Below are 23,097 nucleotides of genomic sequence, written 5' to 3'. Positions count from 1 at the left end.
GACAGGCTCAACCACCGTAACGCAGGGCAAGCCCATGCTGGATGCGCTCGAAGGTGCTGTCGACGCAAACGGCCAGCAAGCCAATCAGCACAGCGCCCTGCAATACATAAGCTGTATTACCGTTGACCAGGCCGGCAATCACCGGGTTGCCCAGCGTGCTAGCGCCAATGGTCGAGCCAATCGCCGCCGTGGCGATGGTAATGGTTACAGAGGTGCGGATACCGGCCAGGATCACGGGGCTGGCCAGCGCCAGTTCAACCTGGAGCAATACCTGCAGCGGCGACATGCCAATCCCGCGAGCCGCTTCCAGGGTAGAACCCGCAACCCCTTGCAACCCCGCCAGGGTATTGCGCAACAACGGCAACAAGCCATAAAGCATCAGCGCAAAAATAGTCGGCAGGTCACCAAAACCAAGTAACGGCACTGACAACGCCAGCACGGCAACCGGCGGAAAGGTTTGGCCAATGGATGCAACCTGGCTGACCAGGGGTAAAAAGTCCCGCCCCCAACTGCGCGTAACAACTACCCCGGCCAGAACCCCGATAATGATCGCCAGGCATGCGGCCACGGCAACAACCAGCAAGTGGTTGAGGAGCAATTGAGCGAAGCTCTCACGGTGATAAATCACCTCGGCCGCGTCGGGCGTCAACTGGCGGAACAGGAACTCGAACTGGCCCATGCAAAATACGGCGAGTAACAGCAATGCCAACCAGAAAAGCGGCCCCCGCCAATACTTGATGATGGCGATCATGAGCTTTTGCTTTGCAGCAATGCACTGATCGGCAAAATGCCCAGCGGCACCTGCGCCTGATCACGCACACACAACAGATCGGCGCGCTGCCACAGCATCAGCGACAGGGCCTGGCGCAAGCTGCTGCCGGCTTCAATGGACAGGCTTGGCAGGCCTGCTGCGCCAAGGGGCAGCATAAAGTCCTCGACCCGTTCCAGGCTGGCACGCTTGAGACCGCGTTCACCTTGGCCAAGCAGGTCCTCGACAAAGCTGTTGACCGGATTGTTCAGCAGGTTTTCCGGCGTGTCGTGCTGGACAATCCGGCCTTTGTCCATCACCACGATCCGCGTTGCCAGGCGCAAGGCCTCGTCAATGTCGTGGGTGACAAAGACTATGGTCTTGTGGATATGCGACTGGATTCTCAGCAGCTCGTTTTGCAAGGCCTCGCGGGTGATGGGATCGAGCGCGCCGAAGGGCTCGTCCATCAACAGGATATCCGGGTCGGCCGCCAACGCGCGAGCAACACCCACACGCTGGGCCTGGCCACCGGAAAGCTGGCTGGGAAACTTATGCACAAAGGTTGCGTAGGGCAGCGAAAGCAACTCAAGCAGCTCTCGAACCCGCGCATCAATCCTGTCAGCCGACCAACCCAGCAATCGTGGAACCACTCCGATATTGCGCTCCACCGTCCAGTGAGGGAACAAGCCTGTGCTTTGGATCGCGTAGCCCATGCCCCGGCGAAGCAGCTTGCTGTCGAGGCTGGCAACATCCTCACCATCGACCCATATCTCGCCGCTGGAGCAGTCGATCAACTTGTTGAGCAAGCGCAAGGTGGTTGATTTACCGCAGCCGGAAGTGCCGATAAAAACGCAGATCTCACCTTTTTCAATGCGCAGCGACAGTTTGTCCACCGCAGTAATATCGCCAAACTGGCGGCTGACATTGCGTAACTCGATCATGGCAGCATCACTCATCTTTGCACTCCCGCCCTGGCCCATGACGCCAGGCTACTGAACAAGGCATCCGCCAGCAGCGCCAGGACAATGGTCGGTAAAGCGCCGAGCAATACCAGATCCATCGCGCCCTGTCCCAGCCCCTGGAAAATAAAGCTGCCAAAGCCACTGGCCCCGATCAGCGCCGCGACCGCGGTGAGACCAATCGCCTGGATAGTGGTAATGCGAACCCCCTCGATAATCACCGGCAATGCCAGCGGCAGTTGCACCTGGGTGAAGACCTGCCAACCGCTCATGCCCATGCCGCGCGCCGACTCGATCACATCGGCGGCAACGCCTTGCAAGGCCACACAGGTATTACGCACCACTGGTAGCAGGCTGTAGGCAATCAAGGCCAGCAACGCCGGGGCCCAGCCAATACCGCGCACGTTGAGCTGCTGCAGCAGGGGCGAATGCGCGGACAAATAGCTCAGTGGCGCGATCAGCAAGCCAAACAAGGCCAGGCTCGGGATGGTTTGAAAAAAATTGAGCAGGGCAAATACCGGACGCTGCAAAGGCTGAACGCGCAGGATCAGCCAAGCCACCAGCAAGCCAATCAACAAACTCGCCAGCAATGCGCCGCCTACCAGGCTCAGGTGCCCGTAAAGCAATTGCCAGAAGGTCGAGCTGCGGCTGCTGTACTCACGCAGCAAGGCCAGAGGTGCCAGGGCGCCCGTACCAATCAACAGCCAGCTGACACCAAGCAACAGCACCAGGATCAACTTGACCCAGTGCCGCCCAACGACAACGCGCTGCTGCAACTCAACCAGCAACAGCGCACCAATGAACAACAGGCTCCAGCAGCTGGCCGCCAAGCCCACCCGCGCGTAAGGCTGCTCGGCACTGATGTGCTGCTGGACAAACCAGGCGAGCGCCACCGGGAGCTGGATCAGCAAGGCGCCACTTAGGCCCAGCATCAGCCCATAGCGCCTGCCTGTCGGCCGCAGGGCCAGGCCCGCCAAGCCGAGCAAGCCGGCGACAATCCCTGTCATCCAGGGCCAACCCGGACCGGCCAGCAAGCCCAGCCCCTGCCCCGGGACAATTCGATTGGCCTGTACACTGGCAAAGTCGCCCAGGCAGACGATCAACAGCGCCAGCAACGCCAGGGTCAGGACAACGCGATTGGGCTCACTTGTCATCAATCAGCGAGGCCATCCAGGAAGTTACGCGCCACCGCTTGTGGATCTGCCCCATTGACCGCCACATCGGCGTTGAGCTTTTGCAGGACTTTTTCATCCAGCGCCGCGAATACAGGCGCCAGCAGGGTTTCAATCTGCGGATAATCCTTGAGCACATCGGCACGCACCAAAGGCGCAGGCTGATACACCGGCTGCACACCTTTGCTGTCGGTCAATGCAACCAGATCAAGCGCACTCAAGCCGCCGTCAGTGCCGTAGCTCATGGCGGCATTTACACCGTTGGTTTGCAGTGCGGCGGCCCGTAAGGTGGCGGCAGTATTGCCTCCTGAAAGCACCACGAGCTGATCGGCCTTGAGACTAAAACCATAGGCTTTCTGGAAGGCTGGCAAGGCGGTTGGCGAGTCGACAAACTCGGCACTGGCGGCGAACTTGAAGTCTCCGCCCTGCTTCAGGTACTTGGCCAGGTCATCGAGTGTCACCAGGGTATGTTCGCGGGCCAGGTCACCGCGCACGCTCATCGCCCAGGTGTTATTGGCATTGGCTGGCGGCAACCAAACCAGCTGGTTGGCAGCCAGATCAAGCTCCTTGACCGTGTTGTAGGCTTTGCTCGGGTCCTTCCAGACATCGCTGTCTGCTCGATTGAAGAAGAAGGCGCCATTGCCGGTGTATTCGGGGTAGATATCAATTTCGCCGGCGATAAGCGCCTTGCGCACTATGCTGGTGGCACCAAGCTGCAGACGCAGGCTAACCGGCACGCCGCCGCGCTCGAGGGTTTGTGCGATCAACTGGCCAAGGACTGCGCCCTCGGTATCGATCTTCGACGAGACAACCACAGGTTTTGCTGCATATGCCGCCGGGACGCTGAGTACCGAAAACATCAACAGACAATGAAAAAACTGCTTGAAGCGCGAAGATAACGACATCTTATGCCCCCGATCCTGGTCAGTTCGACGCCTTTATTCGAGCGCCCAAAACGATGCCAAACGCAATGACTGGGCCGCCATTTATCCCGGTCCAGTCATCTCTGACATCCATGTGATGGCATAAGAGTAAAGCAGTGCGCTCGCCAGCGCCAAGTAAAGGCCGGTCATAAGACGCAATCGGCAGGTGCGACCTGCCCAGGATTTGGGCGCGACCAGCCGCCCGTATACCCGGCCGCCAAATACATTGATCAGCAATCCGGCCATCACCAGCAGCGCACCCAGCATTTGCAGCTGGCTCAACTGTTCATTGAGCAGCAACGCCGATGAGCTCAAGCCGATAACCGGCACCAGCATCGAGAAGGGCGCGATCTGGCTGGCCGGATAACGGGACATCAACCGGCTCCATAAGCCCTAGCCAAGGATGGTTGCGAAAAACGCCAGGTAAACAATGGCCATGATCGACGACAGGCTGATATTGCGGAGCGATGTCTCGATTTGCCCCGGGCCCTCAAATAGTAGCGACATCGCCAGAAATGGCAGCGGCGGAACCAGGCTGCCCCATACAACCAGGCTGACGAGGTTTATCTGGCCAACCTTCTTGGTGATGATGTTGCCCATGGCCCACATAACCGCGGCGCAAATCGTCAGCCCGAACCCGGCCAAGGTCATGCCCGCGCCACTTTGCATGCCAATCAGCAACAAACCTGCTGCCGCCACCACCAGCCCCATGATATTGCTGGTCCGTACCCGCTCGCCAAGCACCAGGGCGGCGAACATCAGGGTGAAGAATGCCTGGGACTGCAGGATCAGGGAGGCGAGCCCCGCCGGCATACCGACCGACATGGCAGAAAACAGGAAGGCGAACTGAACGAACGAAATCGTCATGCCGTAGGCAATCAACCAGCGCAGCGGCAAGTTGGGCCGCTTGATAAAGAATATCGCCGGAATGGCCGCCAAGGTGAAACGCAAGGCGCCGAGCAGCATCGGTGGCACACCATGCAAGCCGACCTTGATCACCACAAAGTTGAGCCCCCAGACCAGGATCACCAACAGGGCAAAAAACACGTCTTTGGGCGTCATCGGCGTACTCCGGGCTCGCGCTTGCAAAGCCTCTATCTAAACACTGCCGAGTGCAACAAGAGCAGTACAGTCAGGGAAAATTCAGGCTGTACAGTGCACTGTATCCTCCAGCCCTAGGGTAAAACACTGAAGTGCAGCAACGCCGTCTGCCCGCTCTCATCCAGCACGCTCAACTGGAACTCGCCGGTACGCTTGAAAACATGGACAAAGCGCTCATCGGCTGCGGTTTCAGCAACCTGCCTGCCCTCCAGAAACCACCAGCGCCGACCGTTGCCGCCCAACGCAGTCAGCTCAATACGCAACGCCCGGTCACTGGTTGCCGGCTGGCGCAAACGATCGCCATCACGCACGCCCACAATCGAAAGTGGCGCTGTGTTAGGTGCGGCCTGTGGCGCACATGTCTGGTCCGGCGCGGGCAAGCGTGCGGCTCTACGCTCCCGGCGCGGCAGCCAGGGTTCAAGCGGTGCGGGCCACAGGGCCACATCACGCGCGGTGGCACCGGGGCAACTGGCGTCGACACGCAACTGCTGCGAATTCAGCCATACGCGCTCAAGCAGGCCAAGGCCCAGTGGCTGGTCTTGGGCTTGCAGGGTGGGCGGCGTGGTGCCGTCCAAGGTCCAGGCAAACCGCTGGCGCCTGCAATTATCGCTTTTGCTGTCGAGTGGCTGCCCCAGCGGCCAGCAAATCGCCGCGACGCCAACGCTGGCAGGTTGCCGATCACGTGGCAGGGCAATACCGCGCTGGCTGTCGCGATTGACCAGCAGGTCATGCACCTGCAGCAACAGCGGCGCCGCAGATGCCAATCCAAACTGACCCGCCACGGGCGTACCGTCGGGGCGGCCAATCCATACCCCGATCACATAGCGCGGCGCCACGCCTATTGCCCAGGCATCGCGCAAACCGTAGCTGGTGCCTGTTTTCCACGCCAGGGTTGGCCGTTGCACCAGCTCTGCATGGGGGTCGGTACTGGGCCGCGCCTGACCGCTGAGTATTTTCCGAATGATCCAGGCGGCCCCTGGTGACAACAGGCGCCGCTCATACAAAGGTGCTTGAGGCTGGTAACGCAGCCGCGCGACTTTTCCACCACGGGCAAAAGCACTGTAGCCACTGACCAGCTCTTCAAGCCGACTGCCCGCACCGCCCAAAATCAACGACAGGTTAGGCTCGGCCAATGGCGGCAATGCCAGGGGCACGCCCGCGCTGCGCAGTTCTCCGGCAAAGCGTTTGGGCCCGTAGGCTTCAAGCAGCTGTACTGCTGGCAGATTCAGCGACAGCGCCAGGGCTGAACTGGCCGACACTGGGCCACTGAAGTTAGCGGCGAAATTACCCGGCCGGTAATCACCGTAGCGACGCGGTACATCTTGCAACAACGACTCAGAGTGGATCAGCCCCGCATCCAGGGCCATGCCATACAAAAAGGGCTTAAGCGTAGAGCCCGGTGAACGCGTTGCCCTGACCATGTCCACATGGCCAAAACGCTGGCTGTCCGCCAGGTCGACCGAGCCAAGATAGGCGCGCACCGCCATGTTTGGCAGCTCGGCCACCAGTATCGCCGCCGATGTATGTGCGGGTAACCGGGCCTTCCAACCCACCAGCAGGTCTTCAAGGCGGCGCTGGAGGGCCGCATCTATAGTGGTGTGAATCAACGCTGGGCTGCCCGGCGTATTCAAGCGGCGGGCCAACAGCGGCGCCAGCCGTGGTGCTTGCCTGGGCGCCAGCAATACCGGCTCCTCGAGCGCGTCATTAACCGCCGATTGCGGCCATACATCGAAGGCAGCAAGACGCTGCAGGACTTTGTCTCGCACGGCTTGCGCCCGCCGCGGATGACGATCAGGCCGAAGACGGCTTGGCGCCTTGGGCAGCACCGCGAGCAACGCGGCTTCAGCACGGGTCAACTGGCTGGGAGGCTTCCCCAGGTATGCCCAGCTCGCTGCTGCAACCCCCTGCAAGGTGCCACCAAAAGGCGCACGATTGAGGTACAGCGTGAGAATCTGCGCCTTCGACAAATGCCACTCAAGCTGCACCGTGCGCCAGACTTGCTTGAGCTTGCCCGCCAGGCTGCGCGAGTGCGGATCAAGCAACCGAGCCACTTGCATCGACAAGGTGCTGCCGCCTGAAACCACCCGCCCACCGCTAAGATTCTGCCAACCCGCACGCAGCACCGCCAGCGGGTTGATGCCCGGGTGCTGGTAGAACCAACGATCTTCATAGGTCAGCAGCGCTTGCAGGTAATAGGGCGAAACCTGGTCGATGGTGACAGGGTAGCGCCATACACCTTCGGCATCTGCGAAACGCCACAGCGGCGTGCCATCCTCGGCCAACACCACCCGCGCCTGGTCATCACCGGGCATCGGCAAGGGAAACACCCTGTCGAGTATCAATAAACCGGCGACAAGCACCACTGGCATCACAACCAGCAGCCGCCAACGCATGGGCAGACGCCGCCACCTGGCGAGCATTTGCGCGGTCAAAGCCATCCCCTGTACAGCGAATATTTCACGGCGCAAGGGGAACCCGGCACTGCTCTTTGCAGACCAATACGCCAGCAGCAAAGGCGAATGAATGGCACACTGGCGGTTATTGTGAGCAAGGCAGGCTGCTCAGGCTCGGGTATGATGAGCCCGGAATTGAAGGGAATAACACGATGCAGGTAGCAGGTTTTTTTGAGTCACTCGGCCAGGCATTTGGCGCCGTGGTCAAGTTTATAGTCGATGCCCTCAGCGGCTTTTTCAACGCATTTGGTGGTGCCATTGGAGGCTTTATCAATGGCATGTCGAAAACCCTTGGCATTACCCCGTCCATCCTCAGTGTTCTGGTCCTGATCATTGGTTTGCTAATGCTCTACAAAGCGGTTCGCGCCTTTATGCGGGCTGGCATTATCGCAGGTTTGATCTGGGCTTTCCTGGGCCTGTGGCTGCTGAGCGGCTTGATTACCTGAGCAACTACTGCACCAGCCATATCCTGTCGAAAAGCCGCTCAAATCCTTTAGGCTGAACGCACTTTAGTACGCCAGTCGTTACTGCGGCAGCCGTTGCTGCGGCAGTCGTTCGTGCGACGGTCGTTGCCGTTGTTGCGCCCCGAAGGGCCGAGCCCTCAACGCGCTGTGTTGCAGCCCGCAGCAGCTAGCCACGGGCTGCCAGTCGATCAACGCGGCTTGACCACCATGCGCGCCGGGGCATGCCCCAAAGCCTGCCAGCTGGGTCGATACATCGACTCAACCTGCGGCGGTGGCACACGGTAGCTTCCCGGCGTAACAGCCCGCGCCAGATAGAGCAAATGACTGCTGTGGTAACGGCTTACATTCAATGCAGCCACATAGCGATCGGCACGAAACTCCTGATGCTTGATACCTGCGTTCTGCATCGAATCGCGCCAATCCTTCACCTGGTGGCTGGCGTCATCCAGGCTTGCCGCGCTTTGGGCCAGGTTCTGATTTTCCAGCTCCAGCCCGGCAGGCAGCAGATCCACCACCAGGGCATCCGGCACTCGCTGCTCTGTAGCACGCACAGTCAGGTGCACCAGCACCAATTCACCACTTTGCAGATCAGTGACATCCAGAGGCCTGCCATCCATGCCCAGGTAATCACGCTCAATGCTCAGGTTCGTACCTCCAGCGGCCGGTGCCGGTGCCTGTGCCGGGTAACCGGAAATACTCAGTTGCTGGTACAACGCATCATCGCCTTGATGACTGATGGTCAATGGCGCGGCAAGCTCAGTGCCATCGAGCTTGATACCGGACTGCTGATTGCTCAGGTCAAAGCTGAAGTCGCCGCTGCGCAAGGCCGCACTCCAGTCAGGCTCGGGTTTGCTCAGCAGGGTGCGCCCGGCCAGATACAACGCATTGCGTTCCTGGGTCCACAACCACTGATGACTTGCCACCTCATCGGCCAACTTGAACAAGCGCTGTTCACGGTTACTCGCCGCCAGGTTGTTCTCCTCCAGCAGCGACAGGATCAAGGCATCATCGCGCAGAGGGCTGCCGTAGTCCGCCAGCCAGGTGTTGGCCGCACGCTGCCGTGCCAGGCCTTCGGCCAATGCTGTGTCAGCGCGGGGCTGGTCGCCCATCTTCGCCAAGGCAATCGACAGTTGCACCAGCGGCAAGCCTGAGCGGGAATCGCCACGACGCTCATACAGGCTACGCAAGGCGCCCAGGGGAGCTTGCTGGCTGCGCGCAAGCACGTAGCCCGCATAGGCTTGCACGGCAAACCGGCTGTGTTCGACATTCTGGCTGTAATCGACATCAACCAGGTTACGTTCCTGTACATAGCGCAACAGCCGCTCATTGGCCTTTTTAAGCGCCTCGGCCGGTACCGCAAAGCCTTGTTCGCGGGCACGCAGCAGAAAATCAGTCACATAAGCAGTCAGCCAGTATTCTTCCGGGCTGTCCGCGCCCCACAAGCCGAAACTGCCGTTGTAGCGCTGCATGCTCAGCAAGCGCTCGCTCCCCAGTTCGATCGCGCGTTTGCGCTGCTGTGCCGGCTCCCCAGTGATGCCCAGACGCTTGAGTATGCTGGAATCGGCATAGAGCGACGGATACAAGCCGCTGGTGGTTTGTTCCAGGCAACCGTAGGGGTACGCCTTGAGCGCGCGAATCTGCTCACCCAGGTTGAGCGGCGGGCGACTGGAAACCGCCAGCCGCGCCTCAAGCCCAGCCGCCTCAAACACATCCAGCGCACCTTCCGGCAGGCTCCAGGGTTGATCCTTGATCACGCTGCGATACTGCTTGACCTGCGCGGGGTAAGCGGGACGAATCCCCAAGTCCCAATCGCGGGCAAAGGGCCCGAGCACCTCATTGGTTACCTCCAGACCTTGCACGGCCCCCTTGATATGGCCCTGGCCATAACCGCCAAGCGCCCTGACCGGGATGTGCAGGGTATTGCGCTGCCCATCCTTGAGTTGCAGCGACTGCTCGCTGTACTCACTGCGTAGCTGGCCACTGGTGGTGACATTGACCTTGAGACTTTGCGCCTGCCCCGAGAGGTTGGTCAGGTCGAGCGCCAAGGTGGTCTGGTCACCCCCAGCCATAAAGCGCGGCGCCGACAGCTCGGCCACCAGCGGCGCGGCAACCAGGGTTTTAGCCTCGGCCATGCCGAAATGATCCGTGCTCCAGGCTTGCGCCATCAACCGCAGCTCGCCGTTGAAATCCGGAATATCCAGACTGACCACGCCTTCGCCCTGCGCATCCAGGCTCAGGGGCTTGGCTTGCAGCGCGACAATGAGCACGCTGGTATCCGGGCGCTTGCCGCCAGCCGCCAACGCCGCGTCGCCACCGAATGCCAGCTTGGCAAGGCGTCCTTGCCCGGCTTCGATCAACTGGCCATACACGTCCAGCTGGTCGGCGCCATAGGCTTTACGACCGAAGAAATTAGCGAAGGGGTCCGGCGTTGCGTAATCGGTGATGCTCAGGATTCCGGAGTCAACGGCCGCCACCAGTACTTTCGCTTGCTTGGGGATACTGCCGTCGGCGTTACGCACCTTGACCTTGATGTTCAAGGGTTGCAACGGGCGCATTTTCTCCGGTGCGTCGAGGCTCAGCTGCAACTTGCGCTCGGCTCGCTGCAGCGGTAGATGCAACAGCCCCACGGCACGCTTGGGCGTGGCATTGCTTGCCCGCTCACCAGGGCGGATCACCAATGCGCTGACATACAGGTCATGGCGTGCCCAGTCCTTGGCGATTGGAATATCGAAGCTCTTGCCCTCGGCTGGGACTTCAACTTCTTGCCACCACAAAGGCCCGTCGCTCGACTCGACCATCAAATAGCCCTTGCCTGCTGCCGGTGCAGTGACTGTTACCCTGGCGGTCTCACCCTCGGCGTACGCCGGTTTGTCCAGGGCCAGCTTGACTTGATCCGGGCGCACGGCGCCGCCATCGGCGTTGTCTTGCCAGCGATAGCCAGCCCAGAAACGCAGGCTGCTCAACATACCGGTTTGCCCATCGATCACTTCAACGCGATATGGCCCCCACTCCACCGGGAAGCTGACTTTGGCGGTGCCATCGGCCGCAACACTGAGGTTTTCTTCACTCAGGTTGAGGTACTTCTCGTTGTAGTGATAGCTCCAGCCGTCGTTGTCGGAGAAGTTCCAGTAGTAATCGCGGCGCTCACGGACCAGGCGTACCGTCAGTTGATCAGCTGCCAGCTTATTGCCATCGGGGTCAGCCACCAGCACTTCAAACTCAGCCTGGCTATCGGCATCAACCTCGTCACCCTCGAACAGGCCACGCACCGCAGGCAAACGCTCGGCGGGCCATACCGGCTGAATCAGGCGCCGGGTTATGGGCCGCCCGCCAGACTCCTGCAAGCTGGCTTGCAAAATCAATTGCACGGGCGACTTGATGTCCGACCAGCGCGACTCCACATCCAGCGTCGCCTTGCCTTGCGGATCGAGCTTTTGCTCATCCAGTTCGATATCCTGATCGAGCTGTTCTTCGGTCACCGAACCAAACTGGTAACCGGGCAGGTTCTTGACGGCCTCACGCAATGGCCGCACATAGACTTGACCGCTGATGCGATTACCCGCCGCCGGCGCGCCGTAAAGGTAGCGACCTGTCACTGCAAATTGCGCGTCCTGTTGCGGCGCCAGCGGTTGTTCGCTGCCCTTCAGCTCAAGCGCCATGCGCTCAGGCAAAAAGTCTTCGACCGAAAACTCATACAGCTGTGGCGAGCCATCGCCCAAATCCAGCACCAGTTGCCAGCGCCCGGTTGGCGCCTCTTCGGCCAACTGCAGTTGATATTGATAAAAACCTGAGTCGTCGCCAGTCCAGACGAACTTGCGGCTGACCTGCTCATCCGGGCGGCGCCCTTCGACATTCACCGGCTGCGACTTAAGCGGCCGCCCATCGGCATCACGCAGCAACGCATTGAGCAATACGGTTTCACCCGGGCGATAAAGGTCACGCGGGCCAAAGACAAAGAACTGCAACGGGTGCGCCTTGGGCCCGGCAATATCGAACTCGGCCAGATCCAGCGCCGAACTGTTCAAGCGCAACAGGCTGGTTTGTGCCCCCTTGCGCGCCAGCAGCACATCGGCCTTGTTGGTCAACGGCAGCTGGGCGTGGCCCTTGCTGTCGGTTTTCGCCGTGCTCAGCACCTTGCCTTTTGCATCGAGCAACTCAAGCTCGACTGCGTCCTGCGCTTCCCCACCCTCAAGCGCCTGGGTGAATACATCCAGGCGGTTGTGATAACGGTGTGCTGACAAGCCAATGTCACTGAGCGTGAACAGCGTCGCGGGTTGCGAGTAGCTGTAGCCGCCTGCCGCTCGCATCACGGCCAGATACACCCCGGGTTGCTTGAACGGCTCAAGGCCGGTGATTGGCAGCACCAGTGTTTCACGCGTGTTGCGTGCAGGATTCAAGTCAAACCGCCCGCCGTAGACGAGATCAGCCATGGGCAACAGCGACTGCGCATCCCAGGTGTCGAGGTTGGCGCTACGCCCCCAGCGGCTGAGAAACGCGGGCAGCGATTCAGGCTTGATGCGAAAGAATTCGACATTGACCTTGTCGACGTTCAGGGCGATCACCGGCAACCCTTCGGCCAGGCGAGTCGGCAGCAACGAACCGCGGCTGGCAAAGCCAACGCTGGCTTGCAGGTCCCGGGTTGTCAGGCGGGTGATGCTTTCATCGCCAAGCGTGGCGCCATTCAAGCCGCGCACACCGGCATCGACCGTCAGCACCAACTTGCGCTTGGGTTCAAGATGGCGCAGGCGCAATTCCATCAAGTTGTCGGCCAGCTCCCATGCACCGTCGACCTTACCGGTCTTGGTGTCGACCAGGTGCAGGCGCTTGGCAAAATCCTGATCGGGATCAAGCGGTACGGAGAAGCTCACCGACAGCGCGCTGGCACCGTCAAGCTGTACTTCGGAGGCGTCGATCACACTGAGTTCACGACCAGCGTAGCGCTCGGCCAGTGCTTGTCGGTCGATTGCCGGCTTGGGCTGCGCGGGGCTGGCGGCAACGGACGGTGCATCAGGCGCTTGCGCCGTGGCAACCGGGGCTGGGGCTGTTCCCGAAGAAGAATCACAGGCACCGAGCAAACCCAGTACCAAGCCCAGCAATATTCCCTTGTAGCGCATCGCAACCTCCGCTGTCATGGCGAGCGTAAAATTCAGACACTATAGACGAGCACGGTGGGGCGCCGTCACCAGCCCACTACTTTAGACCAATTGCCGCTCAAATATGATGATCGGCATCAACCTGTATTACCCCCGCGCTCGATCAACGGCGCGTGCTGCTGCATCAGCCCAGCCACCCAGTCGATGAACACCCGCAACTTGATGCTGATGTGCCGGTTAGGCGGGAATGCGACATACATCGGCATGGGTTCGAGCTGCCAGTCCTGAAACAAAGGCACCAACTCGCCAGCGGCTACATGATCCCTGGCCATGTAGTCCGGCAACCACAGTACGCCCAGTCCAGCGAGCCCGGCAGCGAGATAGGCATTGCCATCATCCACCGCCAAGACATGGCGCCCCTGAACATGCTGGCGTTCAGCTCCACGTGTGAGGGTGTAGGCCAACGCTTTGCCGGTGCGCGCCCAAATAAAGCCAACCGTACGCTGGGTAGAGTCTTCAAGCTCTCGTGGGTGCGTTGGCGTGCCAAGGCGTTGCAAATAGCTCGCCGCGGCGTAGATGCCCAATTGCAGGTCGCCAATGCGCCTGGCTATCAGTGACTGGTCGGTTATCACGCCGCCGCGCACCACGCAATCAACATGTTCACCCAGGATATCGACAATGCGGTCGCTGACGCCCATATCAATCTGGATATCCGGGTACTGGGCATGGAAGTCAGGCAAGGCCGGGATCAATATCAGGCGGGCAAAGGGGCTCGGCACATCCACCCGCAAGCGCCCACGGGGCAATGACGCCGCAGCAGACAGGCTGGTTTCGGCATCATCCATATCATTGAGCAGCTTGACCGCCCGCTCGTAGAAGACCGCGCCATCGGCGGTCAGCGCAACCTTGCGGGTGGTGCGGTTGAGCAGCCTGACCCTCAGGCGCGCCTCAAGTTGCTGGATCAGCTGGCTCACGGTGGTCTTGCTCATGTGCAAGGTTTCAGCCGCCTTGGTAAAGCTGCCCGTTTCCACCACCCGGGCAAACGCCTGCATCGCATCAAAACGGTCCATAGCATCCAGCCTTGTTGATTGTTTGGTTTCTACAAACAGTGATGAACAAGGTTGCCGGTTTATCGCCCGAGCACAAGCCCATAAAGTCGTTTTCAAGTTAATTACGGGCCAAACGAGGCCGATTAAGGAGACGGACCATGAACAAGCGCGATGTAGTTTTTCCAGCTGGCCGCCAGGCCTTGTACGAACCCAACCGTTACTCGCCAGCCATTCGTTCCAACGGTTTTCTATTTGTATCCGGCCAGGTGGGCAGCAAGGAAGACGGCTCACCCGAACCGAACCTGGAAGATCAGGTCAGGCTGGCATTCACCAATCTCAATGGGGTTCTGCAAGCCGCTGATTGCAGCTTTGATGATGTGGTTGATGTGACGGTGTTTATCGTCGACCCCGAAAAACAGTTCGAACGAATCTGGCAGGTGGTGCCTGAATTCTGGGGTGATGCGCCCTTTCCCAATATCACCTGCGTGGGCGTGACCTGGCTCTATGGTTTCCAGTTCGAGATCAAAGTCGTGGCTAAACTGCCAGAGCAGGCTTAAGCCTCGGTCAGCGCTGGGGTCTAAAGACTGACCTCAGCGCTTGCGAGTCAAAGCGGCGTCAGCAACTTTCCTGACTCGACGAAAGCCTTGATATTGGCTGTGAGCAGGTCTTCCATCTGTTGCCGGGTCTGCACTGTTGCGCTGCCGACATGGGGCAGCAGCAAGACGTTGTTCATCTCACGCAAGGCCTGTGGCACCCTGGGCTCATGGGCGAATACGTCAAGGGCCGCACCGGCAATCACATGCTGTTGCAGGGCATCGATCAGCGCCGGCTCATCGACCACTGAACCGCGGGCAATATTGATCAAATAACCTTTGTGCCCCAAGGCCTTGAGCACCGGCGCGTTGATCAGGTTACGGGTTGCATCGCCACCTGGGCATGCCAGGACCAGGAAATCCGCCCAGCGCGCCAGTTCCTGCAAGTCGGCTTCATGGGTGTAAGGACTATCCGCCACCGGACGACGGCTGTGGTAGCGCACCGGCATGTCGAAACCGCCAGCACGGCGGGCAATTGCCTGGCCGATACTGCCGAAACCGACAATGCCCATGCGCATGCCGCTCACGCGCATGGCCAGGGGAAACCCACGTTTTTCCCAGTCGCCCGAACGCACGAAACGGTCTGATTCAGCGATGCGACGGGCGATATCAATGAGCATGCCCATGGCCAGGTCGGCCACACAATCGGTGAGCACATCAGGCGTGGTGCTGACAGGAATACCTCGGTCGCGAGCCTGCTCCACCGCGATAGCATCATAGCCAACGCCAAAGCTGCAAATGGCCTTGAGCGAAGGCAACAGTTCCATTTGCCCGGCGCTGAGGCCGAAGCGCGCCGAGGTCGCGACCAGCTCGAACTGTGCGCCCTGCTCACGCAGAAATGCCTGTGGGTCGGCCTGCTGCCAGAGTGCTGTTACCTGGTGTTCAGCGGCCAGTGCCTGGTTGAAATTTTCACTTAAGGGGCCAATCTGGAGAATCTTGCTCATGGGGTTCCTTAGTTGTCTGTATGCGTTTCAGAGCACCTTGCCGGGGTTCATCAACCCAGCAGGGTCAAGCGTGGTTTTGATGGCCTGCATCAGTTGGAGCTCAAGCGGGTCTTTGTAGCGCACCGCCGCCTCGCGCTTGGACTGGCCCAGGCCATGCTCGGCGCTGATGCTGCCACTGAATTGCAGCGTCGCATCATAGATAACCTGCATGATCGCCTCGGCCTGCGCCTTGAAGGGTGCATCCTCGCTACCGACAGGCTTGCTGATGTTGAAGTGCAGATTGCCGTCGCCCACATGACCGTAAGCCACAATACGCACACCGGGAAAGACCTCAAGCAGACGTTGGTCAGCCGCCTCGATAAATGCAGGAATACTGCTCACCGGAACACTGATGTCGTGCTTGAGACTCGGACCTTCGTGATTTTGCGCCTCGGAAATCCCTTCGCGGATCGCCCACAAACCGGCCACTTGCGTCTCGTTGCTGGCGATCACTGCGTCGAGCACAATCTCCCGCTCGAAGGCATCCGCCAGCGCAGTTTCAAGCATTTGCGCCAACCCGGCATCGGCAAGGGTATCGCTGACTTCAATCAACACATACCAAGGATAAACCTGGGCAAACAAGTCATTGCAGCCAGCAACATGGTTGACCACAAACTCGACGCTCTGGCGTGACATCATCTCGAAGCCGGTCAGGCGATCACCGCACTGGCCGCGCATCAGGGCGATCAGCTCGATGGCCGCCTCCGTGCTTGGCAGCGCCACCCAGGCCGTAGTGGTGCTGCATGGCGCCGGATAGAGCTTGAGCACCGCCGCAGTGATGATGCCGAGGGTGCCTTCGGCGCCGATGAACAGTTGTTTGTGGTCTTAGCCGTTTTTGCCCTTGCGAAAGCCACAAAAGCCATTCCAGATCTGCCCGTCGGGCAATACCACCTCAAGCCCGAGGGTCAGGTCACGCATGTTGCCATAACGCAAAACAGCGGTGCCGCCAGCATTGGTCGCCAGGTTGCCGCCTACCGTACAGCTGCCTTCGGCACCCAGTGACAGCGGGAACAAGCGTCCGACTTCAGCAGCGGCCTCTTGCAGGTTCTGCAAAATGACTCCGGCCTCGACCGTGATGGTTTCATTGCCGGTATCGACCGCCCGGATCGCGTTCATCCGGGTCAGCGACAACACCACTTGGGCGCCACTCTGGTCAGGGATCGAACCGCCGCACAAGCCGGTATTGCCGCCTTGGGGGACAACCGCCACAGCCGCCTGATGGCACAAGCGCACGACCGCCGCGACCTCTTCGGTGCTCGCCGGGCGCACCACCATCGCCGCCTTGCCGCTGTATGCATTGCGCCAGTCACTGAGGTAGCTCTGCATGCGCTCGGCGTCGGTTATAAGCCCGGCCGGGCCGACCACCTGCTCAATGTCGCGAATCAGTTTTTCGTGCAGCACGGTAATCTCCACAATGGGTTGGTTGGGAACGCGTCTTGCCATATTCAACGCGCAGCAAGACAAGCCGTATCGCGCGACAACAGGCCCGGCGAAACCAAACTCAGGTCACCGGGGCCGGATTGAAAAAAACCAGATCGTTATGCAGCCGATGACGTTCAGCCCAGGTCTGCGACTTGCCGCTGGCGACATCCAGATACAGCTGGAAAATCGCCCAGCCCATTTCCTCAAGCGTCATGCGCCCGGAGGTGATTTGCCCGGCATCCACGTCAATCAGGTCCGGCCAGCGCTCAGCAAGCTGAGTGCGCGTCGCCACCTTGATTACCGGCACCATGGACAAGCCATAGGGCGTGCCGCGCCCGGTGGTAAAGATATGCAGGTTCATGCCCGCGGCTATTTGCAAGGTGCCGCAGATAAAGTCACTGGCGGGTGTCGCGCAGAACCACAAGCCTTTGCCGCGAATCCTCTCACCCGGCGAAACCACACCGGCAATGGTGCTGGAGCCGGATTTGGCGATCGAGCCCATGGCTTTCTCGACGATATTGTTGAGCCCGCCTTTCTTGTTGCCCGGCGTGGTGTTGGCGCTGCGATCGGCCATGCCGCGTTGCAGGTACTTGTCGTACCAATCCATTTCACGGATTAGGGCATCAGCCACTTCGACCGACGCCGCACGCGGGGTCAGCAAATGGATGCCATCGCGCACCTCGGTATTTTCCGAGAACATCACGGTCGCCCCGGCACGAACCAGCAAGTCAGCGGCGACGCCCAGCGCCGGGTTGGCGGTGATGCCCGAGAATGCATCGCTGCCACCACATTGCATGCCGACCGACAGCTCACTGGCCGGTACGGTTTCACGGCGACGCTGGTTCAGCACCTGCAGGCGCGCATCGATCATCTGCATGATCTGTTCGATCATGCCGCTGAAACCGGTGCCCGAATCCTGCAGGCGGAACAGCCAGTCCTCTTCGTCCATGCCATTGGTCAGCGCATCGCCATCCATCAACTGGCTGGCCTGCAGCTTCTCGCAACCGAGGCTGATAACCAGCGCCTGACCGCCCAGGTTAGGGTTGCGACTGATGTTGTACAGCGTGCGAATCGGCACCACGGCATCGGGCGCATTGATCGCCACGCCGCAGCCATAGCTGTGCGACAGCGCGACCACATCATCGACATAGGGATAGTTGGGCAGCAGCTCTTTGCGCACCCGCTCGACACAATGGTCAAGCACGCCAACCACGCACTGCACAGTGGTGGTCACACCGAGAATATTGCGCGTGCCAACCGTGCCGTCCGGGTTGCGGAAACCTTCGAAGCTGTAACCTTCCAACGGCTCAACCCTGGCAGCCGGAATCGTCGCTTTCGGCAAGTTATCCAAGGCAGGCGGCTCGGGCATGCGCAATTGCGCTTCGGTCACCCAGCGCCCGGCGGCAATGGGTTCCAGGGCGTAGCCGATCACCTCGCCATAACGCACCACTTCGCCGTCGAGGGCAATATCTTGCAGTGCGACCTTATGGCTTTGCGGAATACCTTCACCCGCTTCCAGGCCGTCGTCAAAGCAACCGCCCGCTGCCACACCTTGCTCGTTGACCACCACGCCGACGTTATCGGCCGGGTGCAGACGGATGTAGCGCGGCGAATCCTGATGGGGAATCAACTGCATGGACATGCTCTCCTGTGACATAAGGATCAGGATGCGGAGTTAGAAGTGGCGGGGCCAAGCAAAGCGCTATTGGCGCCTGGTCCAGTCTCTTCGCCCAACTCGATCCTGTGAATACGACCAACGATGAACAAATAACTGATCACCGCCAGCAAAGCGTTTGCGCCGACATAAATCAGCGCGGAATCAAATGAGCCGGTGCGACTGACCAGGTAGCCAACCACAATTGGTGTGGTGATCGCCGCGAGATTGCCGAAGGTATTAAACAGGCCGCCGGACAAACCAATGATCTGCCGGGGCGAGGTATCTGCCACCAGCGTCCAGCCCAGCGAGCCAAAGCCCTTGCCGAAAAACGCCAAAGCCATCAGCGCGACAACGGCGGCATCGCTTTGTGCGTAGAGGCATAGAACGATGCAACTCGACAGCAACATACCGCTGACAATCGGCAATTTACGCGCCAGGGTCAATGAGTAGCCCCGGCGCAGCAGACCATCGGAGAACAACCCGCCCAGCACGCCACCAACAAAGCCACTTATGGCCGGTAATGAAGTAACAAAGCCAGCGGTAAGAATGGTCATGCCACGGGCTTGCACCAGATACACCGGGAACCAGGTCAGAAAGAAATAGGTGATCGCGTTATTGCAATACTGACCAAAATACACCCCGATCAAGGTCCGCTGGGTCAGCAATAACTTGAGGTAGCGCCCTTGCAAGCCGGCAGCACCAGCTGGACGCGGGGCAAGATCAAGCAAGGCGCCACCCTTCTCGATATGACGGAACTCCGCCTCGCCAATCCGCGGATGCTCACGGGGGCCGAACATGACACTCAGCCACACCAGGCACAACACCAGGCCAAGGCTGCCCAGCACCACGAACACATGCTGCCAACCCATCGCCTGCACCACCCAGCCCATCAGCGGCGCAAAAACAGCCGTCGCGGCGTACTGCGCCGAACTTGAAATAGCAGTGGCAGTGCCGCGTTCAGCAGTGGGAAACCAGGCTGCAATAATGCGTGCGTTTCCGGGAAAACAAGGCGCACCGGCAAAACCAACCGCCATGCGCAAAAGAAATAAAGTCACCACTGCCCAAGCCAGCGGCAACACGCCAGCAAGGCCTTGCAGCAGGGTAAAGACTGACCAACAAAATAAAGTGATCCCATAGACGCGCTTGGCGCCGAAGCGATCAAGCAGCCAGCCACCTGGAATCTGGCCGATAACGTAAGCCCAACCGAATGCCGAGAAGATGTAGCCAAGTGTCAGCGCATCAATACCCAACTCAGCCTGCATCGCGGAACCGGCGATCGACAGGCTTGAACGATCGGCAAAGGTCACCGTGGTGGCGAGAAACAGCATAAGCAGGACGCTGTAGCGCACCCGCCCTTGTTTGACTGCGGACATCTGGCTGACTCAACAAAGATTGAGGATCACGCCAGTGTTGAACTGACGTGAGTTGCACGCGGTTTAGCGCACCATGCAAGGCTTCTTGTTGTCGAACTTCCAGTTCGGAATCAAGAACTGCATGGCAATCGCATCATCACGCGAGCCCAAGCCCTTGGCCTTGTACAGCTCGTGAGCCTTGGCCAGCGCATCCCAATCCAGCTCAACACCCATGCCAGGCGCCTTGGAAACCTGCACCAGGCCGCCTTCGATTTTCAGCGGGTTGCGGGTCAGGTGTTGACCATCCTGCCAAATCCAATGGGTATCGATGGCCGTGACTTTGCCCGGCGCGGCGGCAGCCACATGGGTGAACATGGCCAGCGAGATGTCGAAGTGATTATTGGAATGCGAGCCCCAGGTCAGGCCCCACTCGTTGCACATCTGGGCGACACGAACGGAACCGGCCATGGTCCAGAAATGCGGGTCGGCCAGCGGGATATCCACCGACTGCAGGGAGATGGTGTGGCCCATCTGGCGCCAGTCGGTGGCGATCATGTTGGTGGCTGTTGGCAGGCCAGTGGCGCGGCGGAATTCGGCCATGACTTCACGGCCGGAATAGCCATTTTCTGCGCCACATGGGTCTTCCGCGTAAGCCAGTACACCGTGCAGATCACGGCACAGTGACACCGCTTCGTTCAGCGACCAGGCGCCGTTTGGATCGAGGGTCACGCGGGCATCCGGGAAGCGTTCGGCCAAGGCGCGAATGGCCTCGACTTCGGCTGCGCCCTGCAACACGCCACCCTTGAGTTTGAAGTCCTTGAAGCCGTAGCGCTGGTAGGCAGCCTCGGCCTGGCGCACCACGGTTTCGGGAGTCATTGCGCATTGGTTACGTACCCGGAACCAGGCATCGTCGGCATTGGACTCATCGCGGTATTCCAGGTCGGTCTGCTGTTTGTCGCCGACGTAGAACAGGTAGCCGAGCATTTCCACGGCATCGCGCTGCTGGCCTTCACCGAGCAAGGCGGCAACAGGCACGCCAAGGTGCTGGCCAAGCAGATCGAGCAAAGCGGCTTCAAGCGCAGTGACGGCATGGATGGTGATGCGCAGGTCGAAAGTCTGCAAGCCACGGCCGCCCGAGTCGCGATCGGCAAAGGTCTTGCGCACGCGATTGAGAATGCCGTTGTAATCACCAATCGATTGGCCAACCAGCAGGGTGCGCGCGTCTTCGAGGGTCTGGCGGATAGACTCGCCGCCCGGTACTTCGCCAACGCCAATATGACCGGCGTTGTCTTTGAGAATAAGGATGTTGCGGGTGAAATACGGGCCGTGGGCCCCAGACAGGTTCATCAACATGCTGTCTTGGCCAGCAACTGGCACGACAGTCAATTCGGTAATCATTGGCGCGCCGGCGAAGGCCTGGCCATTGCTTGATGTGTTCATAGCTGTTTACCCAAATTATTCTTATGAAGGGCTTGCATATGCTGCTGCATCACTCGACGACACCTCCCCGCCTGCGAGGAGGTGCCGTACATCTTTCAAGTATCAGCCGATATAGGTTGTCTTGACGGTGGTGTAGAACTCCTGGGCGTAACGACCTTGCTCCCGCGAGCCATAGGAAGAGCCTTTACGACCACCAAATGGTACGTGGTAATCAACACCGGCAGTTGGCAGGTTGACCATGACCATGCCCGCCTGAGCGTGGCGCTTGAAGTGATTGGCGTACTTCAGCGACGTGGTGCAAATACCTGCCGACAGGCCAAACTCGGTGTCATTGGCCATCGCCAGCGCTTCCTCGTAGTCAGCCACGCGAATCACGTTGGCAACCGGGCCAAAGATCTCTTCGCGGCTGATACGCATGTCAGCCGTGGAGTCGGCAAACAGGGTTGGCGCCAGGTAGTAGCCCTCTTTTTCGCAAGAGACGCGCTCGCCACCACAGACCAGGCGCGCACCTTCAGCCTTGCCAATCTCGATGTAGCTCAAGTCTTGATTGAGCTGCGACTCAGAGACCACCGGGCCAATATCCACGCCTTTTTCCAGGGCGTTGCCGACCTTGATCGACTTCATGCGTGCGGCCATGGCTTCGATAAACTTATCGTAGATGCCCGCCGTCACAATCAAGCGGCTTGAGGCCGTGCAGCGCTGGCCCGTTGAGTAGAATGCGCTCTGTACCGCCAGTTCAACTGCAACATTCAGGTCGGCGTCGTCGAGGATGATTTGCGGGTTCTTGCCGCCCATCTCCAACTGCACCTTGGCCTGACGCGCAACACAGGCTGCGGCGATGCTGCGACCAACACCCACGGAACCGGTAAAGCTGATGCCATCCACTTTCGGGCTGTTGGCTATCACATCCCCGACCACACGGCCGCTGCCCATCACCAGATTGAACACGCCCGCCGGGAAGCCCGCACGGGAAATGATTTCGGCGATTGCCCAGGCGCAGCCCGGCACCAGGTCAGCTGGCTTGATCACGACGCAGTTGCCGTAGGCCAGGGCCGGAGCGATTTTCCAGGCCGGGATTGCGATGGGGAAGTTCCAAGGAGTGATCAAGCCAACCACGCCCAGCCCTTCACGGGTCACCTCGACCGACACGCCTGGGCGCACCGAGTCCAGTACTTCACCGGACTGGCGCAAGCATTCGCCAGCGAAGTACTTGAAGATGTTGCCAGCGCGAGTCACCTCGCCAATGGCTTCAGGCAATGTCTTGCCTTCTTCACGGGCCAGCAATTCGCCAAGTTCTGCGCGGCGGGCAAGAATTTCGCTGCCTACTTTATCCAGCGAGTCACTGCGCGCCTGGATTCCAGAGGTCGACCAGGCAGGAAACGCAGCACGTGCAGCAGCAATTGCCTGCTCGACCTGAGCGGCGTCAGCCTGAGCGAATTCGCCGATCACATCACTCAGATCAGAGGGGTTACGGTTCACCGAATAAGTAGCGCCAGCCACCCACTCGCCGCCGATGAAGTTTTCAAAGCGTTTTGTCTCAGCCACAAGAGCCTCCTGGTAACAGGCCGCAGCACGCCACGGCGCGTTGAATGTTTAGCGAGCCCTTGAGGCAAGTCGCGCCAAGGGTTCTAGATGAATTACTGCGCGCCTTGCTTGGCCATCAGTGCGGCGAGTTGCTCGTATTCTTC

Annotated in this window: 14 protein-coding genes and 2 pseudogenes; 2 read left to right on the top strand and 14 right to left on the bottom strand. The window is 59.9% G+C overall.

What is annotated here, in order from left to right; translation table 11 throughout:
* Window positions 1–7: 7 nt before the first annotated feature.
* From PSES9_RS24075 to pbpC, 6 genes and pseudogenes are all read right to left on the bottom strand, one after another.
* Complete coding sequence (locus tag PSES9_RS24075) at window positions 8–751, bottom strand: ABC transporter permease subunit (RefSeq protein ID WP_010490586.1); 744 nt, start codon at window positions 749–751, stop codon at window positions 8–10.
* Window positions 748–1,704, bottom strand: coding sequence for an ABC transporter ATP-binding protein (locus PSES9_RS0121810; protein ID WP_010490583.1), 957 nt, complete (start codon window positions 1,702–1,704; stop codon window positions 748–750). Before PSES9_RS0121810 ends, PSES9_RS24075 begins: the two co-directional genes overlap by 4 nt.
* Complete coding sequence (locus PSES9_RS0121805) at window positions 1,701–2,861, bottom strand: ABC transporter permease (RefSeq protein WP_010490581.1); 1,161 nt, start codon at window positions 2,859–2,861, stop codon at window positions 1,701–1,703. Before PSES9_RS0121805 ends, PSES9_RS0121810 begins: the two co-directional genes overlap by 4 nt.
* Window positions 2,861–3,784 carry a glycine betaine ABC transporter substrate-binding protein OsmF gene (osmF, locus tag PSES9_RS0121800; protein WP_010490579.1) on the bottom strand — a complete coding sequence of 308 codons (924 nt, stop codon included), beginning with the start codon at window positions 3,782–3,784 and terminating at the stop codon, window positions 2,861–2,863. The genes PSES9_RS0121805 and osmF overlap by 1 nt, the downstream gene beginning before the upstream one ends.
* A gap of 213 nt (window positions 3,785–3,997) precedes the next feature.
* A pseudogene (locus tag PSES9_RS24070) lies at window positions 3,998–4,864 on the bottom strand (EamA family transporter); the annotation flags it as partial.
* Window positions 4,865–4,977: 113 nt separating this feature from the next.
* Entirely contained in the window at window positions 4,978–7,296 is a 2,319-nt protein-coding gene (gene pbpC, locus PSES9_RS0121790; RefSeq protein ID WP_010490574.1) for a peptidoglycan glycosyltransferase PbpC, read from the bottom strand.
* A gap of 212 nt (window positions 7,297–7,508) precedes the next feature.
* On the opposite strand from pbpC, the gene PSES9_RS0121780 reads away from it, so the two are divergent.
* A complete protein-coding gene (locus PSES9_RS0121780) occupies window positions 7,509–7,802 on the top strand; it encodes a hypothetical protein (protein WP_010490572.1) in 294 nt (97 codons plus the stop codon).
* 206 nt (window positions 7,803–8,008) lie between these two features.
* Here the strand turns inward: PSES9_RS0121780 and PSES9_RS0121775 are convergent, their stop codons facing one another.
* Complete coding sequence (locus PSES9_RS0121775) at window positions 8,009–12,934, bottom strand: alpha-2-macroglobulin family protein (RefSeq protein ID WP_010490570.1); 4,926 nt, start codon at window positions 12,932–12,934, stop codon at window positions 8,009–8,011.
* A 116-nt stretch (window positions 12,935–13,050) separates the two neighbouring features.
* On the bottom strand, window positions 13,051–13,983 hold the full coding sequence (locus PSES9_RS0121770; RefSeq protein ID WP_010490568.1) for a LysR family transcriptional regulator: 933 nt from the start codon (window positions 13,981–13,983) through the stop codon (window positions 13,051–13,053).
* 137 nt (window positions 13,984–14,120) lie between these two features.
* Between PSES9_RS0121770 and PSES9_RS0121765 the strand changes: the two genes are divergently transcribed.
* Window positions 14,121–14,519, top strand: a complete 399-nt coding sequence (locus PSES9_RS0121765; RefSeq protein WP_010490566.1) for a RidA family protein — start codon at window positions 14,121–14,123, stop codon at window positions 14,517–14,519.
* Window positions 14,520–14,566: 47 nt separating this feature from the next.
* Here PSES9_RS0121765 and PSES9_RS0121760 read toward each other — a convergent pair whose 3' ends face one another.
* From PSES9_RS0121760 to PSES9_RS0121735, 6 genes and pseudogenes are all read right to left on the bottom strand, one after another.
* Window positions 14,567–15,499: a 2-hydroxyacid dehydrogenase gene (locus tag PSES9_RS0121760; protein ID WP_010490564.1), complete on the bottom strand. Its 933-nt coding sequence runs from the start codon at window positions 15,497–15,499 to the stop codon at window positions 14,567–14,569.
* Between the two features lie 27 nt (window positions 15,500–15,526).
* Window positions 15,527–16,936 (bottom strand): annotated as a pseudogene (locus PSES9_RS24065) (FAD-binding oxidoreductase).
* A gap of 103 nt (window positions 16,937–17,039) precedes the next feature.
* Window positions 17,040–18,596: a galactarate dehydratase gene (gene garD / locus PSES9_RS0121750; protein WP_010490562.1), complete on the bottom strand. Its 1,557-nt coding sequence runs from the start codon at window positions 18,594–18,596 to the stop codon at window positions 17,040–17,042.
* A 26-nt stretch (window positions 18,597–18,622) separates the two neighbouring features.
* On the bottom strand, window positions 18,623–19,990 hold the full coding sequence (locus tag PSES9_RS0121745; RefSeq protein WP_010490561.1) for an MFS transporter: 1,368 nt from the start codon (window positions 19,988–19,990) through the stop codon (window positions 18,623–18,625).
* Window positions 19,991–20,053: 63 nt separating this feature from the next.
* A complete protein-coding gene (gene gudD, locus PSES9_RS0121740; protein ID WP_010490559.1) occupies window positions 20,054–21,409 on the bottom strand; it encodes a glucarate dehydratase in 1,356 nt (451 codons plus the stop codon).
* Window positions 21,410–21,511: 102 nt separating this feature from the next.
* The gene (locus tag PSES9_RS0121735) at window positions 21,512–22,954 is read right to left on the bottom strand and encodes an aldehyde dehydrogenase family protein (RefSeq protein ID WP_010490557.1); all 1,443 of its coding nucleotides are present in this window, start codon (window positions 22,952–22,954) and stop codon (window positions 21,512–21,514) included.
* Window positions 22,955–23,097: the final 143 nt, after the last annotated feature.

Origin of the sequence: Pseudomonas sp. S9 (assembly GCF_000222125.1) — a bacterium.
Lineage (GTDB): Bacteria > Pseudomonadota > Gammaproteobacteria > Pseudomonadales > Pseudomonadaceae > Aquipseudomonas > Aquipseudomonas segetis.
The sequence above is the reverse complement of the archived record's forward strand: the minus strand, read 5'-3'. Positions and strand labels throughout refer to the sequence as shown.